This window comes from Micromonospora sp. BL4, assembly GCF_003667505.1.
Taxonomy (GTDB): domain Bacteria; phylum Actinomycetota; class Actinomycetes; order Mycobacteriales; family Micromonosporaceae; genus Micromonospora.
Map to the genome: position 1 here is coordinate 62,594 of NZ_RCVJ01000137.1, position 22,069 is coordinate 84,662.

At 71.6% G+C, this 22,069-nt stretch carries 16 protein-coding genes; 14 read left to right on the forward strand and 2 right to left on the reverse strand.

Features of this window, described 5'->3' with window-relative positions; all coding sequences use genetic code 11:
- The first annotated feature begins 23 nt into the window (after positions 1-23).
- The 5 genes from EAD89_RS16965 (at position 24) to EAD89_RS16985 (ending at position 6,995) form a co-directional block, all read left to right on the forward strand.
- The gene (locus tag EAD89_RS16965; protein ID WP_121655558.1) at positions 24-1,310 is read left to right on the forward strand and encodes an ABC transporter substrate-binding protein; all 1,287 of its coding nucleotides are present in this window, start codon (positions 24-26) and stop codon (positions 1,308-1,310) included.
- A gap of 199 nt (positions 1,311-1,509) precedes the next feature.
- Positions 1,510-2,277 (forward strand): SDR family oxidoreductase, encoded by a 768-nt coding sequence (locus tag EAD89_RS16970; protein ID WP_199723469.1) that lies wholly within the window; start codon positions 1,510-1,512, stop codon positions 2,275-2,277.
- 85 nt (positions 2,278-2,362) lie between these two features.
- Positions 2,363-2,974 (forward strand): TetR/AcrR family transcriptional regulator, encoded by a 612-nt coding sequence (locus tag EAD89_RS16975; protein ID WP_121655556.1) that lies wholly within the window; start codon positions 2,363-2,365, stop codon positions 2,972-2,974.
- A gap of 66 nt (positions 2,975-3,040) precedes the next feature.
- A complete protein-coding gene (locus EAD89_RS16980) occupies positions 3,041-5,836 on the forward strand; it encodes a LuxR family transcriptional regulator (protein ID WP_121676424.1) in 2,796 nt (931 codons plus the stop codon).
- A gap of 10 nt (positions 5,837-5,846) precedes the next feature.
- Entirely contained in the window at positions 5,847-6,995 is a 1,149-nt protein-coding gene (locus EAD89_RS16985; protein ID WP_121676425.1) for an acyl-CoA dehydrogenase family protein, read from the forward strand.
- An 83-nt stretch (positions 6,996-7,078) separates the two neighbouring features.
- Here EAD89_RS16985 and EAD89_RS16990 read toward each other — a convergent pair whose 3' ends face one another.
- Positions 7,079-8,071: an acetylxylan esterase gene (locus tag EAD89_RS16990; protein ID WP_121676426.1), complete on the reverse strand. Its 993-nt coding sequence runs from the start codon at positions 8,069-8,071 to the stop codon at positions 7,079-7,081.
- Between the two features lie 16 nt (positions 8,072-8,087).
- Positions 8,088-9,125: a LacI family DNA-binding transcriptional regulator gene (locus tag EAD89_RS16995; protein WP_121676427.1), complete on the reverse strand. Its 1,038-nt coding sequence runs from the start codon at positions 9,123-9,125 to the stop codon at positions 8,088-8,090.
- A gap of 244 nt (positions 9,126-9,369) precedes the next feature.
- Here EAD89_RS16995 and EAD89_RS17000 point away from each other — a divergent pair, with 244 nt between their 5' ends.
- The 9 genes from EAD89_RS17000 to EAD89_RS17040 form a co-directional block, all read left to right on the forward strand.
- The gene (locus EAD89_RS17000; RefSeq protein WP_121676428.1) at positions 9,370-10,365 is read left to right on the forward strand and encodes a sugar ABC transporter permease; all 996 of its coding nucleotides are present in this window, start codon (positions 9,370-9,372) and stop codon (positions 10,363-10,365) included.
- Between the two features lie 41 nt (positions 10,366-10,406).
- On the forward strand, positions 10,407-11,270 hold the full coding sequence (locus EAD89_RS17005; protein ID WP_233578767.1) for a carbohydrate ABC transporter permease: 864 nt from the start codon (positions 10,407-10,409) through the stop codon (positions 11,268-11,270).
- Positions 11,271-11,322: 52 nt separating this feature from the next.
- On the forward strand, positions 11,323-12,960 hold the full coding sequence (locus tag EAD89_RS17010) for an extracellular solute-binding protein (RefSeq protein WP_121676429.1): 1,638 nt from the start codon (positions 11,323-11,325) through the stop codon (positions 12,958-12,960).
- 115 nt (positions 12,961-13,075) lie between these two features.
- Positions 13,076-14,617 carry a xylan 1,4-beta-xylosidase gene (locus tag EAD89_RS17015; RefSeq protein ID WP_121676430.1) on the forward strand — a complete coding sequence of 514 codons (1,542 nt, stop codon included), beginning with the start codon at positions 13,076-13,078 and terminating at the stop codon, positions 14,615-14,617.
- Positions 14,614-15,297, forward strand: a complete 684-nt coding sequence (locus EAD89_RS17020) for a DUF624 domain-containing protein (protein WP_121676431.1) — start codon at positions 14,614-14,616, stop codon at positions 15,295-15,297. The genes EAD89_RS17015 and EAD89_RS17020 overlap by 4 nt, the downstream gene beginning before the upstream one ends.
- Entirely contained in the window at positions 15,294-17,327 is a 2,034-nt protein-coding gene (locus EAD89_RS17025) for a beta-galactosidase (protein WP_121676432.1), read from the forward strand. The genes EAD89_RS17020 and EAD89_RS17025 overlap by 4 nt, the downstream gene beginning before the upstream one ends.
- Positions 17,324-19,408: an alpha-glucuronidase gene (locus EAD89_RS17030; RefSeq protein ID WP_121676433.1), complete on the forward strand. Its 2,085-nt coding sequence runs from the start codon at positions 17,324-17,326 to the stop codon at positions 19,406-19,408. The genes EAD89_RS17025 and EAD89_RS17030 overlap by 4 nt, the downstream gene beginning before the upstream one ends.
- Positions 19,409-19,652: 244 nt before the next feature.
- Entirely contained in the window at positions 19,653-20,966 is a 1,314-nt protein-coding gene (locus EAD89_RS17035) for a PHB depolymerase family esterase (protein WP_121676434.1), read from the forward strand.
- 33 nt (positions 20,967-20,999) lie between these two features.
- Positions 21,000-22,069: endo-1,4-beta-xylanase (locus tag EAD89_RS17040; RefSeq protein WP_147458821.1), on the forward strand; the 1,070-nt coding region annotated here is incomplete at its 3' end.

Below are 22,069 nucleotides of genomic sequence, written 5' to 3' on the forward strand. Positions count from 1 at the left end.
ACCGAGAAAGGTCGGTGTTTCCCATGCGCCGTACGGCACGACGCGGTCTCGCGATCGCCAGCACCATCGCCCTGCTGATCACCACCGTCGGTTGCAGCGGCGACGACGGTTCCGGCCCCGGCGGGGGATCGGTGCCGGGCGTCACCGACACGGAGATCGTCGTCGGCACCCACATGCCGCTCACCGGCCCGGCCTCGGCCGGCTACTCCAAGATCGCCCCAGCGACGAAGGCGTACTTCGACTACGTCAACGCCAACGGCGGTGTGCACGGTCGGAAGATCACCTACAAGATCATGGACGACGGTTACAACCCGGCGAACACGCAGCAGGTGGTCCGTCAGCTCGTGCTCCAGGACAAGGTCTTCGCCATCCTCAACGGCCTCGGTACGCCGACGCACACCGGCGTGCTCGACTTCCTCAAGAGCAACCGGGTGCCCGACCTCTTCGTCGCCTCCGGCAGCCGCAGCTGGGACCAGCCGGACAAGTATCCCGGCACGTTCGGCTTCAACCCGGACTACACGGTCGAGGGCAAGATCCTCGCCAACTACGCGAAGGCGAACCTGGCCGGCCAGAAGGTCTGCTTCCTCGGCCAGGACGACGACTTCGGCCGGGACAGCCTGGCCGGGGTGGAGAAGGTGCTCGGCCCGGGGACCGTGGCGGTCAAGCAGACCTACGTCACCAGCAACACCAACGTGGCGCCGCAGATCGGCGCGTTCAAGGCGGCCGGTTGCCAGGTCGTCATGCTCGCCACCGTGCCCGGCTTCACCGCGCTCTCCATCGGCACCGCCGCGCGGCTGGGCTTCAAGCCACAGTGGCTGGTCTCCAACGTCGGCGCCGACCACCCGACGCTGGCCAAGCAGCTCGGCGCCGCCGCGCCGCTGCTGGAGGGCGTGATCGGCACCAACTACCTGCCCATGCAGAACGACACCGCGAACCCGTGGATCCAGCTCTTCATGAGGATCAACAAGTCGCACAACGGAGACGCGCCGTTCGACGGCAACACGGTCTACGGCATGTCGGTCGGCTACCTCTTCGTGCAGGTGCTGCTCGCCGCCGGCAAGGACCTCACCCGGGAGAAGGTGCTCGAGACCGTGCAGAAGGGCGGCTTCCAGGGCCCCGGGCTGGTGCCGCTGCGCTTCTCCGCCGACGACCACTCCGGCTACGGCGGGCAGCGGTTGAGCCGGGTGAGCAAGGGAGTGCAGAGCTACTTCGGGCCGGCGTACGAGACGGACGAGGCGGACGGGCCGGTCAACGAGTACTCCGCCGCGCCGGTGGCGCCGCCGGCGAACGGGGTGCCGACCGTCTCCTGACCACCCGTACGCCCGGCAGTCGACCGGGCGTGGTCGCGCGGCACACCGCCGTGACCACGCCCGGTCGTACGGCTGCCCGCCGCCGTGTCCGCACCTGATCGGCTGCCGGCCGCCGGTCGGCCGGTGCGGGGCTGCCCGAGAGCCGACGTTGCTGCCCCGACGTTGACCGACACCGATCGCTGCTCCTAGTATCTGCACCGTGAATGCAGATTCAGGTCGGCTCGTGGGCCGGGTCGCCATCGTCACCGGCGCGAGTCGGGGGATCGGTCTGGCCATCGCCCAGCGCTTGGTGGCCGAGGGCGCGCGGGTGGGTCTGACCGCCCGGCGCCCGGAGGCACTGGCCGAGGCGGTCGCCGCCCTCGGCGGCCCGGCGTACGCCGTGGCGGTGCCCGGCCGTGCCGACGACGCCGAGCATCGGGCCGCGGCGGTCGGAGAGGTCACCGCCGCGTTCGGTCCGGTGGACATCCTGGTCAACAACACCGGCATCAACCCCGTGCACGGTCCGCTGATCGGGCTGGACCTGGGAGCGGCGCGCAAGATCCTCGACGTCAACCTGGTCGCGGCGCTCGGCTGGGTGCAGGAGGTGTGTGCCGCCGGCATGACCGACCGGGGGGGCTGCGTGGTCAACGTCTCGTCCATCGCCGGTCTCGGCCCGTCGCCCGGCATCGCGTTCTACGGGGTGAGCAAGGCCGCGCTCAACCACCTCACCGCCAGCCTCGCCGCGGAGCTGGGGCCGACCGTCCGGGTCAACGCGGTCGCCCCCGGCGTGGTGAAGACCCGCTTCGCCGCCGCGCTGTACGAGGGCCGGGAGGACGAGGTCGCCGCGCGATACCCACTCGGACGGCTCGGCCTGCCGCAGGACGTGGCCGGCGCGGTCGCCTTCCTGGCCTGCGCCGACGCGGCCTGGATCACCGGGCAGACCCTCGTCTGCGACGGCGGCGTCACGCTGACCGGCCGCGCCGGATGACGGCCACACGGGTACAGATGATCACCGTTTGTCTAGACTCGGCGGTGCGTCGGGGGACGTCATGTCGGTGAAGGGGCGGGGACGGATGGACGGGGTCGAGGTGGCGGGCCGGGTCGACGGGCGGACCGCCCGGGCCGAGCGCACCCGTGTGGCCATCGTCGAGGCGCACCTCGCGCTCATCTCCGAGGGTGACCTTCGGCCGACCGGGGAGCGCATCGCCGAGCGGGCCGGCATCTCGCTGCGGACCCTCTGGACCAACTTCAAGGACATGGAGACCCTCTTCGAGGCGAGCGGCGCGGAGGTGCTCCGTCAGCAGGACGCGGCCTACCGGCCGATCTCGACCGGGTTGCCGCTGGCGAAGCGGATCGACGCGTATTGCCGGCAACGGGCCCGGCTGCTTCAGCTCATCGCGCCGTCGGCGCGGGCCGCGCAGATGCGCGAGCCGGTCTCCGACCAGTTGCACCGCAATCGCCTCAAGCACATCGACCGGGTCCGGGACGAGGTCGAGCAGCTCTTCGCCGCCGAGCTGGCGCAGGCCGGCCAGGGGCGGGAGCAGGTGCTCAACGCCCTGGTGGCGGCCAGCATGTGGCCGGCCTGGTCGATGTTGCGCGACGGCCTGGAGCTGGGTGTGGACCAGGCCCGCGGGGTCATGGCGCGTACGGTGGGCGCCCTGCTGGCCGAGGTGACGGCCGGCTGACGCCGGCCCTCGGCACGGTGTCGCCCACCTCTTTCCATCCGGTTACCAATAGGTGACACTGAATGCATGGTTACTGCATCACGAGTGCAAATAACCGTGCTGCGCGGCCGCAACGACGAGTGCCGGGCTGTCCGGAGCCTGCTCGACGGGATGACCGACGGCGGTGGCGCCCTGCTGTTGCACGGCGAGCCGGGGTCGGGCCGGACCGCGCTGGTCGGCTACGCCCACCGGTACGCCGAGCGCTGCGCCGTGCTGGCCGCGACCGGCCTGGCCGAGGAGGCCGCGCTACCGTACGCCGGCCTGCAACGCCTGCTCGATCCGCTGCTCGACCGGGCCACCGCCCTGCCCGAGCACCAGTGGCGCCTGCTGCGGCGCGCGCTGGACGGAGAGGGCTGCCCGGCCGACCGCCAGCTGGCACTGTCGATGGCCGTGCTCGGGCTGCTCGCCGCCGCCGCACGGGACCGCCCGCTGCTCGCCACCATGGACGACGTCGACCGGGGGGACCGGCAGACCGCCCGGGTGCTGGCCTTCGTGGCCCGCCGGCTCCGGCACCTGCCGGTCGCCGTCCTGCTCACCGCCGACGCCACCGCCACGGTCGACGGGATACCGGCGCACCGGCTCGGACCCCTGAACGAACGGGAGAGTGCCGCCGTCCTCACCGACCGGTTGGCCGAGCGACCCGCCGCGCCGGTGGTGGCAGCGCTCGCCGCGGTCGGCGGCGGCAACCCGCAGGCACTGGTGGACCTCGCCGCGGTGCTCACCCCCGGGCAGGGGCGGGGGGAGGAGCCGCTGCCGTGCGCGCCACCGGCCGACGGCGCGCTGGGCCGCGCCTACCGGGCCCGGCTGGACCGGTTGCCGCGGGACACCCGACGGATGCTGCTGCTCGCCGCGCTCGACGAGGACGGGCAGCCGGCCACCCTGATCCGGGCGGCGTCGGTCGCCGGCGCCACGGTCGAGGCGCTCGCCCCGGCGGAGGTCGCCGGCCTGGTCCGCGTCGAGCCAAGGGGCGTCACGTTCCCCCAGCCGCTGGCCCGTGCGATGGTCGCGGCCGGCGCGCCGCTGGCGGAGCGCCGCGCGGCGCACCGGCTGCTCGCGAGCGTGCTCGACCCGGACGGGCACCGGCTGCGCCGGGCGATGCACCTCGCCGCCGCGACGACGGGTGCCGACCCGGCTCTCGCCACCGAGCTGGAACAAGCGGCGGCCGGTGGGGAGGGCGGCTGGGCCGCCGCCTCCGCGGCGCTGTGCCGGGCCGCCGAACTCAGCGACCAGCCGGCCCGAGCGGCCGCCCGCCTGCTGGCCGCCGCCCGGTACGCCTGGACCGCGGGCCAACCCGGTCAGGCCCGGCTGCTGCTCGACCGCCTCCGCGCCATCCCCGCGGACGGAACCTTCGCCGGTCACGCCGATCTGCTGCGCGGCGAGTTGGAGCTGCGGTGTGACGCCGCCCCGGTCGCGTCGGCCACCCTGCTGTCCGCCGCCGGGGCGGTGGCCGGCACCGACCGCGCTCTCGCGTTGGCCGCGCTGGCGCGGGCCGGCGAGGCGGTCTGCTTCGCCGGCGACCAGTACCGGTACGCCGAGGTCGGGCGCCGGGCACGGGCGTTGCGGCGCCCGAACGACCCGCCGGCGACCGAGTTGACGAGTTCCCTGGTCGCCGGGGTGGCGGCCACCCTGCGAGGCGACCATGAGCGGGCCGGCCCCGCGCTGCGACGTGCCGTCGTGCTGGGCGGCCGGTTGACCGGGCCGGCGCTGACCCCGACCGCGCTCACCTGCGCGGCGGCGGCCGGCCTGGTGGTCGCCGTGGACGGCGCGGCGCACCGGCTCGCCGAGCGCGCCGTCGGGCTGGCCCGCGACCGGGGCGAACTGTCCATGCTGTCCCGGGCGCTGGAGCTGCGGGCCGTCGCGGAGTACTGGTTGGGCCGGCACGACGCGGCGGCGGAGACGTCCCGCGAGGGCCTGCGCGTCGCCCGCGCCACCGGCCAGGTCAACTGCGCCAACGTCCACCTGGGCATGCTCGCCGTGCTGGCCGCCGTCCGGGCCGACCGGGACACCAGTCTGCGGCGGATCCGGGAGATCGGCGAGGCGCCGACGCCGGGCAGCCGGCCACACGCGTTCGCCGGGTGGGCGCTGGCGGTGCTCGACCTGGTCGACGGACGGCACGCCGAGGCGGCGGCCCGACTGGCGTCCCTGGCCCGTCTCGGTACCGGCCGGGGACAGGTTCTCGTGCAGGTGATGGCCACGCCGTACCTGGTGGAGGCGGCCGCCCACCTGGCGCACCGGCCGGCGGCGACGGCCGCGCTCGCCGTCTTCGACCGATGGGCCAGCAGCACGGCGAGCCCGTTGCGCCGGGCGCTCTCCGCCCGGTGTCACGCGCTGCTCGCGCCCCGGGGGAGCGCCGAGGCCGAGCGGGAGTTCCGGACGGCGCTGCGGCTGCACCCGATGGAGGCCGGCACGTTCGAGCGGGCACGCACCGAGTTGCTCTTCGGTCAGGAGCTGCGCCGCAGCAGGCGTCCGCGTGACGCCCGCGCACACCTGCACCGGGCCCGCGAGACGTTCACCCTGCTCGGGGCGAGCTGCTGGGCCGAGCAGGCCACCGCGGAGCTGCGGGCGGCCGGCGAGTCGGTGGGTCCGCCCGACCTGCCGGCGGCACGGCTGTTGACCGGTCAGCAGCTACGGATCGCCGAGCTGGTCGCGGAGGGCGCCACCAACCGGGAGATCGCCGCCCGGATGTTCCTGTCCACCCGCACGGTGGACCATCACCTGCGCAACGTGTTCCACCGGCTCGGCATCCGGTCCCGTACCGAGCTGGTCCGCGCGTTCGCCGGCCGGGCACCGTCCGCCCTGGACGACGTAAACTATCACCGCTAGTTTAAGGGTCATGGAGCTCACCCTCTCCGCCGAGCAGGCGGCGGTCCGCCAGCTCGCCGCCGAGTTCGTCGACCGGGAACTGGTGCCGCACGCGGCCGCCTGGGACCGCCGCGAGTCGGTCGATCCGGCCGTCGTCGGCATGCTCGGCGACCTGGGCTTCCTGGGGCTCACCATCGCCGAGTCCGACGGCGGCTCCGAGGGCGACCACCTCGCGTACTGCCTGGTCCTGGAGGAACTCGGCCGGGGAGACTCGGCCGTGCGCGGCATCGTGTCCGTCACGCTCGGCCTGGTCGCCAAGTCGATCGCCGCACACGGGTCGGCCGCGCAGCGGGCCGAGTGGCTGCCCCGGCTCTGCTCCGGGGCCGCGCTCGGCTGCTTCGCGCTGACCGAGCCGGACAGCGGCTCGGACGCGGCCGCCCTGCGCACGCGCGCGGTGCGCGACGGCACCGACTGGCTGCTCACCGGCACGAAGACGTTCATCACCAACGGCACCACCGCCGACGTCGCGTTGGTCTTCGCCCGCACCGGTGGCCCGGGGCACCGGGGCATCACCGCTTTCCTGGTGCCCACCGGGAGCTCGGGGCTGACCCGGCGGGAGATCCACGGCAAGCTCGGCCTGCGCGGCCAGGCCACCGGTGAGTTGCGCTTCGACGAGGTACGGGTGCCCGACGCGGCCCGCCTCGGCGCCGAGGGCAGCGGCTTCCGTCTGGCGTTGGCCACCCTCGCCAAGGGCCGGATGTCGGTCGCCGCCGGTTGCGTCGGCATCGCCCAGGGCTGCCTGGACGCGGCGGTCGGCTACGCCGGGCAGCGGACCCAGTTCGGCAAGCCGATCGCCGGCCACCAGCTCGTCCAGCAGCTGCTCGCCAGCATCGCGGTGGACACCGCCGCGGCCCGGCTCCTGGTGTGGCAGGTGGCCGACCTGATCGACCGCGGCCAGCCGTTCGCGACCGAGGCGTCGATGGCCAAGCTGTTCGCGAGCGAGGCCGCCGTCCGGGCGGCCAACAACGCGGTCCAGGTGTTCGGGGGGTACGGCTACATCGACGAGTACCCGGTCGGCAAGTACCTCCGTGATGCCCGGGTCGCCACCCTCTACGAGGGCACCAGCCAGATCCAGGAGCTCCTCATCGGGCGGGCGCTCACCGGAGTCAACGCCTTCTAGCCCTCGTCCGGCCTCTCGCCGGCCCGGCGTGCCGCGTCCGGGCTGAGTGACACGTCCGGGCTGCCGGTCAGACGATCAGCGTGTCAGTCCCGGCCGAGCACCGTGCCGAGCCAGCGCAGCTGACGGCGGACGTGGACGGCCTCCCCGCCCTCGTGGCCGTTGAACGGGTAGACGTGCATCTCGCGCTCGGGCGGGAGCGGTCGGCCGGTCGCGCAGCCGTACTGGTTGTAGGCGGCGAAGCCGGTGCTCGGCGGGCAGACGGTGTCCCGCAGGCCGATCCCGAAGTGCGCCGGCGCCGTCGCCCGCCGCGCGAAGGACACCCCGTCGACATAGGACAGGGTGCGTCGGGCCGCCTCCTCGGCCTCGCGGTGCACCGCCAGGTACCGGGCGATCTCCCCGTACGGCGCGGCGTCGGTCAGTCCGATGGCCCGCTGGACGTCGCAGAGGAACGGCGCCGTGGTCACCAGCGCCGCGAGATCGCCGGCGAGACCGGCCACCGCGAGGGCGAGGCCGCCACCCTGGCTGTTGCCGACCACGGCGATCCGACTCGCGTCGACGCCCGGAAGTGCCCGGGCCGCGTCGACGGCCCGGACCGCGTCGGTGATCAGGCGGCGGTAGTGGTAGTCGCGCGGGTCCAGGATTCCCCACGTCGCCGGCCACGGACCGCCGGGAGCCCCCTGCCGATCCGGGGTGTCACCGGCGGCGTACTGCCCCGCCTGGCCCCGGTTGTCCATCAGCAGGTGCGCGTATCCGGCGACCGGCCAGGTCAGCCGTTCGTGCGGCAGGCCGCGGCCGCGCCCGTAGCCGGCGTACTCGACCACGGTCGGCAGCGGCGTCGGCACCCCCGCCGGGCGGGTGTACCAGGCCCGCACCGGGTCGCCGTCGAAGCCGGCGAACGTCACGTCCCAGGAGTCGACCAACCGCAGGTCGGTGGGTTCCGGACGGACCTCGACGAGCACCGGCCGGTCGGCCGCGGCGGCGAGGGTGTCGCGCCAGAACCGGTCGAAGTCGTCGGGTTCGACGACGGTGGGCGCGTACCGCTTCAGCTGGTCGAGGGACGGGTCGAGGTGGGGCACGGGTCCTCGCAGGGCGTCAGGGCAGGTGGGCGGGGGGTGCGGTGCTCTCGCGTACGACCAGTTCGGTCACCAGGTCGATCCGGCTCGTCGCCGGCTCGACGCCCCGCGCCAGCCCGAGCAGCATCTGGGTGGCGATGCCGGCCATGTCGTGCAACGGCTGGTTGATCGTGGTCAGGGCGGGGTCCGTCCAGGCGGCGAGCGGCAGGTTGTCGTACCCGATCACCGACAGGTCCTCGGGGACCCGTAGGCCGCACTGCCGGGCGGCCCGCAGCACCCCCATGGCCTGGATGTCCGAGCCGGCGAAGACGGCGGTCGGGCGATCCGGCCGGCGCAGCAACTGCAGGCCGTGGTCGTGGCCGGCGGTCGCGGAGAAGCTGCCGTAGCGGACCAGCTCGCGGTCGACCGCGACGCCGGCCTCGTCGTGGGCGGACTGGAAGCCGGCGGCCCGGGCCCGGCTGCAGAGCACGTCGGGTGGCCCGGAGATGAGCGCGATCCGTCGGTGCCCCAGCTCCAGCAGGTGCCGGGTGGCGAGCAGGCCGCCGTTCCAGTTGTTCGATCCGACGGTGGGCACCGAGGCCGAGGTCGCGCTGTCGGTGTCGACGACGACGAAGGGGATCCCCTGACGCCGCAGCTGCTGTTGCTGGGCCTCGGCCAGGTGGCAGAGGACGAACAGCAGGCCCAGCGGTCGGTCGGCGAGCAGCGCGTCCAGCCACCGTGCCGGCGGGCGGTGCGCGCCACCGAGCTGGGAGACGGCGAGCCGGACGCCCGCTTCGCTGGCGACCGCCTCGACGCCGCGCAGGATCTCCATGGCCCATCCGGCGTCGAACTCGTGGAACACGAGATCGATGCGACCGTCGCCGGACGACGGCTTCCTGCCCCGGCGCTGGTACCGGTGGCGGTCGAGGCTGGCCTCGACCCGGGCCCGGGTGCCGGGCGCGACGTCTGTACGGCCATTGAGGACCTTGGAGACCGTGGCGACCGAGACGCCGACGTCGTTGGCGATCGTCGCGATGGTGGTGGAGGCGGGTGGGTCGAGCGGGCGGTGCTCTGTCATCGCAGCCTCGGCAGCATCCGAAAGTTTCGGAGACCTTAACACGATCGGGTGTTCCCGCCATCCGGGGCTGAGCGCAGAAAGGGATTGACATGGGTCGAGTTGGAGCCCTTGACACACATCGATGACGCACTTAGGTTGCCGAAAAGGTTGCGCAGGTTTCCGGAAAGTTTCGGGTCGCGTACCGCTCGCCATGCAACCGGTCCCCGCGCGGACGCGGATGTGGCCCGAGCTGAAGGGGTCTGGCATGAGAGGTCCGGTGTCGGTCGACAGCGGCGCGTCGTCCGGCGACGTCGCACCGGCGGAGACCACCGTCCGCGCCCCGCTCGCGCCGCGCCGTCGACGGAGCTGGCGGCAGGCGTGGCGCCGGGACTGGCAGCTCTACTCGCTGGCCGTGCTGCCGCTGCTGTTCTTCCTGGTCTTCCGGTATCTGCCGATGATCGGGAACATCATCGCGTTCCGGCGCTTCAAGCCGGGCGGCAGCATCTTCGGTGAGTACTGGGTGGGGTTGCGGTACTTCCGGATGTTCTTCACCGACCCGACGTTCTGGGAAGCGTTCACCAACACCCTGGTGATCGGTGCGTTGACCCTGCTGTTCTGCTTCCCGCTGCCGATCGTGCTGGCGCTGCTGCTCAACGAGGTGCGTGCCCGTCGGTTCAAGCGGTTCGTCCAGTCCGTGTCCTACCTGCCGCACTTCCTGTCGATCGTGATCGTGGCGGCGATGGTCATGCAGTTCACCTCGGTCGACGGCACGGCCAACCAACTCGTCCGGCTGTTCGGCGGCGACCCGGTGGCGTTCCTGCAACATCCGGAGTGGTTCCGCACCATCTACGTCTCGTCCGAGGTCTGGCAGACCGTCGGCTGGGGCACGATCCTCTACCTCGCGGCCCTCACCACCATCGACGAGGATCTGTACCAGGCCGCCCGGATCGACGGCGCCAGCCGGCTGCGGCAGACCTGGCACGTGACGTTGCCCGGCATCCGACCGACGATGGTGACCCTGCTGATCCTCAACATCGGCAGCTTCATGGCGGTCGGGTTCGAGAAGATCCTGCTGCTCTACAACCCGCTGACCTACCCGACCGCGGACGTGATCTCCACCTACCTGTTCCGGATGGGCTTCCAGTCCAGCAACTTCAGCTACGCCGCCGCCATCGGTCTCTTCGAGGCGGTGATCGGGCTGGTCCTGGTCCTGTCGGCGAACCTCATCTCCCGCCGTACGGTGGGGACGAGCCTGTGGTGACCCTCGGCACCAGACGAGACGCGCCCAGGACGCGCGGGCCGGTGGACAGCCGCGGCTACCGGATCTTCCGGATCGTCAACACGATCGTCCTGATCGGCGTCGTGATCGTGACGCTGTACCCGTTCCTCAACATCGTGGCCCGCTCGCTCAGCGACGAGGCGTACATCATCGCCGGGAAGGTGACCCTCGTCCCGCGTGGCTTCGACGTGACCGGCTACAAGCTGGTGATGTCCGACGCGATGTTCTGGACGAACTACCGCAACACCGTGGTGTACACGGTGGTGGCCACGCTCATCTCGATCGTGCTGACCACGTGTTACGCGTACGTGCTGTCGAAGCCGCAGCTCAAGGGGCGGGGCCTCCTGGTCGGGGTCGCGCTGTTCACCATGTTCTTCTCCGGCGGTCTGATCCCCAACTATGTGCTGGTCACCAGTCTGGGCATGAAGAACACCATCTGGGCCGTGGTGATCCCCAACGCCATCAGCGTGTTCAACCTGCTGGTCATGAAGGCGTTCTTCGAGAGCCTGCCGACCGAGTTGGAGGAGGCGGCGGCGGTCGACGGGCTGAACACCTACGGCATCCTGCTGCGGATCGTGCTGCCGTTGTCGAAGGCGATCATCGCCACGATGGTGCTCTTCTACGCGGTCTCCTTCTGGAACTCGTGGTTCACCGCGTTCCTCTACTTCGACCGGCAGGACCTGCTCCCGGTCACCGTTTACCTGCGCAACCTCATCGCCGGCGCCACCAGCGCCGAGTCGGCAGCCGCCGACGCCGACAAGGTCCAGGCGGCGGCCACCTTCCAGGCCGTGACGATCGTGCTCACCACCCTGCCCATCCTGGCCGTCTACCCCTTCGTCCAGCGGTACTTCGTCTCGGGCGTGATGCTCGGCGCGGTCAAGGGATGACGCCGGCCAACCCGCACCCTCCACCCCCAACCCACCACCGAAAGGACGAGCCATGTTCCGCAAGACGTGGCGCCGCGTGGCACTGGCCAGCGCGGGTCTGCTCGCGCTCAGCCTGGGCACCGCCTGTTCCGAGGACCCCTCCGACTCCACGGACCTGTCGGAGAACCGGGCCGGCGCGATGGCCGACTACGGCGTCGGCGACCAGTTCAAGGCCACCGAGGCGCTCTCCTTCTCCACCCTCTACAACAACCACACGTTCTACCCCCTCAAGGACGACTGGCTGTTCTGGTCCGAACTCACCAAGCGAACCAACGTCAAGATCGAACCGGTCGCTGTTCCGCTGAGTGACTACGAGCAGAAGCGCAGCCTGCTGATCGGCGCCGGGGACGCCCCGCTGATCATTCCGAAGACGTACCACCCGCAGGAGAACGCGTTCGTCTCCTCCGGGGCGATCCTTCCGGTGAGCGACTACCTCGATCTGATGCCCAACTTCAAGGACAAGCTCACGAAGTGGAACCTCAAGCCGGAGATCGACAACCTGCGGCAGTCCGACGGCAAGTTCTACCTGCTGCCCGGGCTCCACGAGAAGCCCACCCAGGACTACACGGTGCTGGTGCGCTCCGACATTCTCCAGGAGCTGAACCTGTCGGTCCCGAAGACCTGGGACGAGCTGTACACCGTGCTCAAGGCGATGAAGGCGAAGTACCCGAACGTCTACCCGTACTCCGACCTCTTCAGTAAGCCCACGCCGACGGGCGCCCTGCTGAACATCCTCGGCGCGTCGTACGGCACCCAGGCGGGGTGGGACTACCAGCACGCCACCTGGGACCCGGCGGCGAAGAAGTTCATCTACACCGGGGCGTCCGAGCAGTACAAGCAGATGCTCACGTACCTGCACAAGCTCGTCGCCGAGGGCCTGCTCGACCCGGAGAGCTTCACCCAGACCGACGACCAGGCACGCCAGAAGCTCGCCAACGGCAAGTCCTTCGTGGTCACCGGCAACGCGCAGACCCTGGTCAACAACCACCGGCCCGACCTGGCCAAGACCCTGCCGAACGCGAAGATGACCAAGATCCCGCTGCCGGTAGGACCGGCCGGTGAGATCAATCCCTTCCCCCGGTTGGAGAACGGCATCATGATCTCCTCGAAGGCGCGGGAGAGCAAGAACTTCGTGGCCATGATGCAGTTCATCGACTGGCTCTGGTATTCCGACGCCGGCCTGGAGTTCGCCCGCTGGGGCGTCGAGGGCACCACCTTCACCAAGGACGCGTCCGGCAAGCGCACGCTCAACCCCGGCGTCGACTTCCTCGGCCTCAACCCGAAGGCGCCCAAGCACCTGCAGAAGGACTTCGGTTTCCAGAACGGCGTCTTCGCCTACGGCGGCAACCCCGACCTGGTCCGAGGGTTCTTCTCCCCCGAGGAGCTGGAGTTCCAGAAGGTGATGGACGCCCGCACCCCGAGGGCGGTGTCCCCGCCCGCCCCGTTGACCGACGAGGAGCGCGAGCAGGTGTCGCTCTGGGAGACCCCGTTGAAGGACTTCGTCGCCCAGAACACGCTGAAGTTCGCCCTCGGTCAGCGGCCCCTCACCGAGTGGGACGCGTACGTGGGCGAGCTGAAGGCCAAGAACTCCGAGCAGTACATCGACCTGGTCAACAAGGCGTACGAACGGTTCCAGAAGAACAACGGCTGATCAGCGGGAGGTCCGGTCGGGCGGCGCAACCGCGGCCCGACCGGACCCTTCCGGCCCTGGCCGGCGCGGCGAACCCGACCCGCCCGGCCCCGGGTAGGACGACCAGAGGACAGCAATGCGCATCACCGTTCCCGACCAGCCCACCGGCCGCCTCACCGACGCCTGGCGGCGCTGCGTCGGCACCGGCCGCTTCGAGTTGGCCCTGCGGCGCGACTACCAGGACTCGCTGGCACTCATCCAACGCGACATCGGTTTCCGCCACATCCGCGGGCACGGGCTGCTCAGCGACGGCGTCGGCGTGCACCGCCCGTACGACCACCGGGGTGAGCGCCGGGTGCACCACTCGTTCACCTACGTCGACCAGGTCGTCGACGCCTACCTCGACCTCGGTGTCCGGCCGTTCGTCGAGCTGGGGTTCATGCCCTCGGGCCTGGCCTCCGGCGATCAGACGGTGTTCTGGTGGCGGGGCAACGTCACTCCGCCCCGGTCTCTGACCCAGTGGGCGGACCTGGTCCGCGCCACGGTCGCCCACCTGGTCGACCGGTACGGCGTCGACGAGGTACGCGGCTGGCCGATCGAGGTGTGGAACGAGCCCAACCTGACGGCCTTCTGGCAGGGCGCCGACCGCGACGCGTACCACCGCCTGTACGAGGTGAGCGCGCACGCGGTCAAGGAGGTCGACGCGGCCCTCCAGGTCGGTGGGCCGGCGATCTCGCCCGGGGCGGACGAGTGGCTGCTGCCCTTCGCCGAGTTCGTCGCCGATCGCCAGGTGCCGGTCGACTTCGTCAGCCGGCACGCGTACACCTCGGGGCCCGCCCAGCACGTGCCGTTCGGCACCCACCAGACCCTCGCCCCGGCGGCGGACCTGCTGACCCAGTTCGCCGCACCGCGCCGGCACCTGGCCGGCACCGCGTTGGCGGAGTTGCCGGTGCACATCACCGAGTTCAACTCCTCCTACCGACCGGACAACCCGATCCACGACACGGCGTTCCACGCGGCGTACCTCGCGCCCGTGCTGGCCGCCGGCGGCGACCTGGTCGACTCCTTCTCGTACTGGACCTTCAGCGACATGTTCGAGGAGGTCGGGGTGCCGACCGCGCTGTTCCACGGCGGGTTCGGTCTGCTCACCCACCGCCAGATCAAGAAACCGACCTACCACCTGTACGCCTTCATGGCGCGCCTCGGCGACGAGGTGCTGGCGCGCGGCGACGACCACCTGGTCACCCGGCACCCCGACGGGCGGATCGCGGTGCTGGCCTGGGCCCCGGTGGACGTCACCGGCCGGTCACCGGTGCCCGAGCGGCATCCGCTGGCCCTGTCGATCCCGCTCGGCCCACCCGGTACGACGTCGGCGTTCCTGCTCCGCTCGGCGGTGAACGAGGAGGCGGGCAACGCGTGGGCGGCCTGGGCCGAGATGGGGCGGCCCCGCTCGCCCCGCGCCCGGCAACTCGACGCCCTGCGGGAGGCCGCCGAGCCGGCCCGTACCCACCGGGCCCTGCCGGTCGCCGCCGGGCGGGTCGAGGTGGACCTCACCCTCGCCCGGCACGAGGTCACCCTCCTGGAGCTGAGCCCGGTGGTGGACGAGACCCCGCCGTGGTGGGACGACGACCGACTGCTCGGCCTGCCGGCCGGGGACGATCCGAAGGAGCAGCCGTGAGCGCGCACACCTGGCGACAGTTCGGCGACGGTCCTCTGTCGCGCGCCGCCGCCCGCGTCTACACCCTGCTCGTGGTCGAGCTGCTGTTCCTGCTCACCACCCTGCCCGGCCTGCTCCCGCTGCTCCTGCTGAGCCGGGACCCGAGCAATCTGCCGCTGGCCGCGGTCCTGCTGGTGCCGGTCGGTCCGGCGGTCTCCGCGGCCCTCTACGCCCTGCGCCGCCAGCGTGCCGACGTGACGGATCTGCGGCCCGCGGCCGTCTTCTGGCGTGGCTACCGGGCCAACCTGTCCGGTGTGCTGCGGGTCTGGGTGCCGATGCTGGCGTGGCTGACCGTGCTCGCCGTGAACCTCGCCCACCTCGACGCGGCGGCCGTCCCGGGTTGGTGGGCGGCGCCGCTGGTCCTGGTCGGCGTGGGGGTGGTCCTCTGCGCCGCCAACGCGTTGGTGATCACCTCGCTGTTCGACTTCCGCACCCGGGACGTGCTCCGGCTGGCCGTGCACTTCCTGGTGCGTACGCCCGGTGTCACCGTCGGCAACGCCCTGCTGCTGGCGGCGGCGGCCGGGATCACCGCGGTCTTCTCCGAGGCGGTGCTGGTGCTGTTCGGCTCGGTCGTGGTCCTGGCGTTCCTGCGCACCGGCGACCCGATGATCCACCTGATCCGGAAGGAGTTCACCGCATGAGCCTGCCCGTCACCGCCAAGGTGCCGTTCGGCGGCGACTACAACCCGGAACAGTGGCCCGAGGACGTGTGGAAGCAGGACTACCGGCTCTTCGACGCCGCGCGCATCGACCTGGTCACGGTGGGCGTCTTCGACTGGGCGCTCACCCAGCCGGCCGAGGACGTGTACGACTTCTCCCTGCTGGACCGGATCGTGGAGCGGGCCGGCGCCGAGGGGCGCGGCATCTGCCTGGCGACCGGCACGGCCGCCCACCCGCCGTGGCTGGCGAAGGCGTACCCGGAGGTGACCCGCACCGACTTCGAGGGCCGCCGGCACCGGTTCGGGCAACGACACAACTCGTGTCCCAGCTCTCCGGTGTTCCGCCGGCTCTCCGCCGAACTCGCCCGCCGGGTCGCGAGCCGCTACGCCGACAACCCGGCGGTCGTCGCGTGGCACGTCGGTAACGAGTACGGAGGCGCCTGCTACTGCGAACTCTGCGCGGCCGGGTTCCGCGACTGGCTGCGTCACCGCTACGGCACCCTCGACGCGCTGAACGCGGCCTGGTACACCACCTTCTGGTCGCACACCTTCAGTGACTGGGAGCAGATCGAGCCGCCGTCGGCGCTGACCGAGCACTGGCGCGGACCGGACCACACGGCCTTCCAGGGCATCACCCTGGACTACCTGCGGTTCTCCTCCGACGCCATGCTGACCAACTTCCGGGACGAGAAGGCCGCCATCCGGGAGTCCAGCCCGGACCTGCCGGTGACCACCAACTTCATGGGCATGTACCGGCCGATCGACTACCACCGCTGGGCCCCGCACCTGGACTTCGTCTCCTGGGACAACTACCCGCCGGACGACGGGTCGGCGGCCCGGATGGCGTTGACCCACGACCTGACGCGCGGCCTCAAGGACGGCCAACCGTTCTGGCTGATGGAACAGACCCCGAGCGTCACCGCCTGCCGGGACGTCAACCCGCTGAAACGGCCCGGCCTGATGCGGCTGTGGAGCTGGCAGGCGGTGGCGCACGGCGCGGACGCGGTGCTCTTCTTCCAGCTACGCGCGTCCCGGGGGGCCAGCGAGAAGTACCACGGCGCGGTCATCGGCCACGCCGGCCGCGCCGACACCCGGGTCTTCCGGGAGGTCGCCGAGCTGGGGGCGGAGCTGGTCCGGCTCGGCCGGGCGTCGCTGGGCGCGCGGACGCCGGCCCGGGTGGCGCTGCTGTTCGACTGGGACAGCTGGTGGGCGTTGGAGATCTCCGACGGCCCGTCCCGGTTGGTCCGGTACCAGCAGGTGGTGCTGGCGTACCACCGGGCGCTCTGGGAGGCCGGGGTCGACCTGGACGTGGTCGCGGTGACCGCCGACCTGTCCGGCTACGACGTGGTCGTCGCGCCGACCCTGCACATGCTCAAGGGGGACCTGCCGGAGCGCCTGGAGGCGGTGGCCGCGCGCGGCGGCTCGGTGCTGACCACGTACCTGTCGGGTCGGGTGGACGAGAACGACCAGGCCTTCCTGACGGACGTGCCGGGCCCGCTCGGGCAGCTGATGGGGATCCGAATCGACGAGTGGGACGCCCGCGGCCCGGAGGTGGTCAACCCGGTCCGGCTCGGCATCGGCGCCGATCAGTTCGACGTCGAGGCGCGGCTGCTCTTCGAGCTGGTGATCCCGCAGGGCGCGGAGGTGCTCGGCACGTACCAGGCCGACTTCTACGCCGGCACCCCGGCGGTCACCCGCAACGCCCACGGCGACGGGCACGGCTGGTACGTCGCCGCCGGGCTGGACCAGGCCGGAGTCGCCTGGGTGGTCCGGCAGGTGCTGGCCCGACACGACCTGCTCGGGCCCTACCCGGACGTGCCGGACCTGGAGTCCGCCGTCCGGGTCGCGCCGGACGGGACGCGGCTGCTGTTCCTGCTCAACCACCGCGCCGAGCCGGTCGAGGTCACCGCCCGGACCGGCGGCGTCGACCTGCTCACCGGTGACCGGGCGGAGACCGGGTGGCCGCTGCGGCTGCCGGCGTACGGGGTCGTGGTGCTGCGGGAGGATCAGTGAGCGCCGAGCAGGCGCGGGTGCACGCCGCCTGGCTGCCGCCGGAGGCGTTCCGGGCGCTCGGGTCGCGCCGCGTGCTGGTGCACGGCGACGGGATGCTCGTCGACACCGTCCTCGACGAGGTCGCCCGCGCCTGCGCGCGGTACGGCGGGCGGGTGTGGCATTCCCCGTCCTGGGACGTGGACGCCGATCTGGTGCTCGCGCTCCGCGGCGCCGCCGAGCTGCCGAGCACGGCAGTGGAGGCAGCGCGGGCAGCGGGGGAGGCCGCGCTCGCGAACGCGGGCACCGGCGCGCTGCTCGGGAGCGAGGAGTTCGTGCTGGCCCGGGCGGGCGACGTGACCGCCGTGCTGGCCGACGCGCCCGCCGGCCTGCTGTACGGGCTGTTCCACCTGGTCCGGCTCGGCGCGGCGGCGTTCGACACCACCCGCCCGGCCGAACGACACCGGCCCGCGCTGCGCCGGCGGATGCTGAACCACTGGGACCACGTGGCCGTGCACCCGGTGATGGGCCAGGTGGAGCGAGGGTACGCCGGCGGCTCGATCTTCTGGCGGGACGGCCGGCCGCGCGGTGACCTGGCCCGGGTCCGGGAGTACGCGCGGCTGCTGGCCGCCTGCGGGATCAACGCGATCTCGGTGAACAACGTCAACGTCGGCCCCACGGAGGCCCGGCTGCTCACCACCCGACTCGGCGACGTGGCGGAGATCGCGGACGTGCTGCGCCCGTACGGCATCCGGGTGCACCTGTCGGTCAGCTTCGCCGCACCGGTGGTCCTCGGCGGCCTGCCGACCGCCGACCCCGTGGACGAGGCGGTGCGGGCCTGGTGGGCCGTGACGACCCGGCAGGTGTACGAGCGCATCCCGGACTTCGGCGGCTACGTGGTGAAGGCCGACTCGGAGGGACAACCGGGCCCGTTCACCTACGGGCGTGACCACGCCGACGGTGCGAACCTGCTCGCCGACGCCCTCGCGCCGCACGGGGGAGTGGTGCACTGGCGGGCATTCGTCTACAACCATCACCAGGACTGGCGGGACCGGTCCACGGACCGGGCGCGGGCCGCGTACGACCATTTCGTCCCGCTCGACGGGCGGTTCCGCGACAACGTGGTCCTGCAGGTGAAGTTCGGTCCGGTGGACTTCCAGGTACGCGAACCGGTCTCCCCGGTGCTCGCCGCGATGCCGGCCACCCGGCTGGCGGTCGAGGTGCAGGTCACCCAGGAGTACACCGGCCAGCAGCGACACGTCTGCCACCTCGGGCCGTGGTGGAGCGAGGTGTTGCGGTTCGCGCCGTGGGGTCACGGCGGGCGAACGGTCGCCGACGTCGTCGCGGGGGACGCGGGGACGGGCGGTGGCCTGGTCGCCGTCGCCAACGTGGGCGACGACCTCTTCTGGACCGGGCACCCGCTGGCGCAGGCGAACCTGTACACCGTCGGCCGGCTCGCCTGGGATCCCCGGCTGGATCCCCGTGCGGTCCTCGACGAGTGGATCGCGCTGACCTTTCCGTCGTCGGCGATGGCCGACCCGGAGCTGGTCGGGCGGACGCTGCACGACATCATGGACGATTCCTGGCGTACCTACGAGCGGTACACCGCCCCGCTGGGTGTCGGCTTCATGGTTCATCCCGGTGACCACTACGGCCCGGACGTGGACGGATACGAGTACAGCCGGTGGGGCACGTACCACTTCGCGGATCGCGACGGCGTCGGTGTGGACCGCAGCCGCGCGTCGGGCACCGGCTTCGCCGGTCAGTACCCGCCGTACTGGGCCCAGGTGTACGAGTCGCCCGAGCGGTGTCCGGACGAGCTGCTGCTCTTCTTCCACCATGTCCCGTACGGGCACGTCCTGAACAACGGTTCCACGGTCATCCAGCACATCTACGACACCCATTTCGCGGGCGTCGAGGAGGTGGTGGCGATGCGGGAACGGTGGCGGACGCTGAAGGGGTTGATCGATCCCGCCGTGTACGCGCGGGTGGAGCAGCGCCTCGACGAGCAGGTACGCAGCGCCACCGAGTGGCGGGATCAGATCAACAGTTACTTCTTCCGCAAGTCCGGCGTGCCGGACGTGCGCGGGCGTCGCATCTACTGACCAGGCCGATTCCGGAAGTGTCCCGATAACTCGCCCGGCGAGCCGCGCGGACGGTCCGGTCGACCTCCGTCGATGCGCTGGTCGCAGCCCGATGCTGGGCGCGGAAGGTTTCCGGAAGTCTTGACAATCGAGGTGCCTCGATTGAAGCTGGCATGGTCACGCGAGCCGCGGTCAGGGTCGGGCGAAGGGCAGTCCTCGACTTACTCCCCTTCCATGCGCCATTCTCCCCGAGGAATCGCGAACGATGACACTGAAGACAAGAGTGGCTGGCGCCGTCCTGGCGATGGTGACGCTGGCCGCCGCCGCGTTGACGTTCGCCGCGCCGGCGTCGGCCGCGACGCTGACGCAGGTGACCGGCTTCGGCAACAACCCCACCAACCTCCAGATGCACCTGTACGTCCCGGACCGGGTGGCCGCCCGGCCGGCGGTCCTGCTCGCGCTGCACTACTGCACCGGATCGGGTCCCGCGTACCACTCCGGCACGCAGTACGCGTCCCTCGCCGACCGGTACGGGTTCATCGTGATCTACCCGTCGGTGACCCGCAGCAGCCTGTGCTGGGACGTGTCCTCGCCGCAGGCGCTGCGCCGCGGCGGCGGCAGCGACCCCGTCGGGCTCATGTCGATGGTCGACTACGTGCGGCAGCGGTACTCCGCCGACCCCGCGCGGATCTTCGCCACCGGAACCTCGTCCGGGGCCATGATGACGAACGTCATGCTGGGCGACTACCCGGACGTCTTCGCGGCGGGTGCGTCCTTCGCCGGGGTGCCGTTCGGCTGCTTCGCCACCGGGGGCGGCTCGGAGTGGAACAGCGAGTGCGCGAACGGTCAGCTCATCAGAACGCCGCAGCAGTGGGGGGACCTGGTCCGGGAGGCCCACCCCGGCTACACCGGCCGCCGCCCACGGATGCAGATCTGGCACGGCACGAACGACGAGACGCTGCGCTACCCGAACTTCGGCGAGCAGGTCAAGCAGTGGACCAACGTGCACGGGCTGAGCCAGACCCCGACGTACACCGACACGCCGCAGTCCGGCTACACCCGTACCCGCTACGGGAGCAGCGGCCCGACGGCACCGGTCGAGGCGATCAGCATGCAGGGCGTGTCACACAACCTGCCGGTCGACGCCGCACAGGTGATCCGCTTCTTCGGGCTGGACGGCGCAACCCCGCCTCCGACGACCCCGCCCCCGACCACTCGGCCGCCGACCACGCCGCCCCCGACGACTCCGCCGCCGACGAACGGTGGTTGCCGGGTCGGGTACGCGGTCAACGCCTGGAACACCGGCCTCACCGCGAGCGTGACCATCACCAACACCGGTGCCACGGCGGTGAACGGCTGGACGCTGACGTTCACCCTGCCCGCCGGCCAACGCATCACCAGCGGTTGGAACGCGCAGTACGCCACGACGAGCGGCGCGGTGACCGCCCGCAACGTCTCCTACAACGCCGCCATTGCCCCGAACGCCTCGGTCAGCATTGGCTTCCAGGCCACCCACGAGGGCGGCACCGGTGCACCCTCCTCCTTCGCCCTGAACGGCATCGCCTGCTCGGTGGCCTGACCCGCCGACACCACCATCGATTGGAGTCGCACGATGAGAAACGCGCACTGGAAGGCGGTATCGAGAGCCGCCCTCGCGGTGACCGGGGTGAGCGCCCTCGCCGCCGGCATGGCGATGGCCCTGGCCGGTCCCGCCACCGCCGGCACCACACTCGGCGCCTCCGCCGCCGAACAGGGCCGGTACTTCGGCACCGCGGTGGCCGCCAACAAGCTGAGCGACAGCGCCTACACCACGATCCTGAACCGCGAGTTCAACTCGGTGACGCCCGAGAACGAGATGAAGATCGACGCCACCGAGCCGCAGCAGGGCCAGTTCAGTTACGGTGCCGCGGACCAGATCGTCAACCACGCGCGCAGTCGCGGGATGCAGGTGCGTGGTCACACCCTGGCCTGGCACTCGCAGCAGCCGGGCTGGATGCAGAACATGAGCGGCACCGCGCTGCGCGAGGCGATGCTCAACCATGTCACGCAGGTGGCGACGCATTTCCGGGGTCAGGTCGTGGCGTGGGACGTGGTGAACGAGGCGTTCGCCGACGGCGGCTCCGGCGCCCGGCGTGACTCCAACCTCCAGCGGACCGGCAACGACTGGATCGAGGCGGCTTTCCGGGCCGCCCGCGCCGCCGACCCGGGCGCGAAGCTCTGCTACAACGACTACAACACCGACGACTGGTCGCACGCCAAGACCCAGGCCGTGTACACGATGGTGCGCGACTTCAAGCAGCGTGGCGTACCCATCGACTGCGTCGGCTTGCAGTCGCACTTCAACAGCGGCTCGCCGTACCCCGCCAACTACCGCACCACGCTGTCCAGCTTCGCGGCGCTCGGCGTCGACGTGCAGATCACCGAGCTGGACATCGAGGGGGCCTCGGCCACCACGTACCGCAATGTGGTGCAGGACTGTCTCGCCGTGGCCCGCTGCAACGGCATCACCGTCTGGGGCATCCGGGACAGCGACTCGTGGCGGGCGTCGCAGACCCCGCTGCTGTTCACCAGCAGCGGTGCCAAGAAGCCGGCGTACGACGCGGTCCTCGCCGCGCTGAACAACGGGTCGACCCCGCCGCCGACCACCCCGCCGCCCACGCGGATCAGGGTCCGGATCCGGAA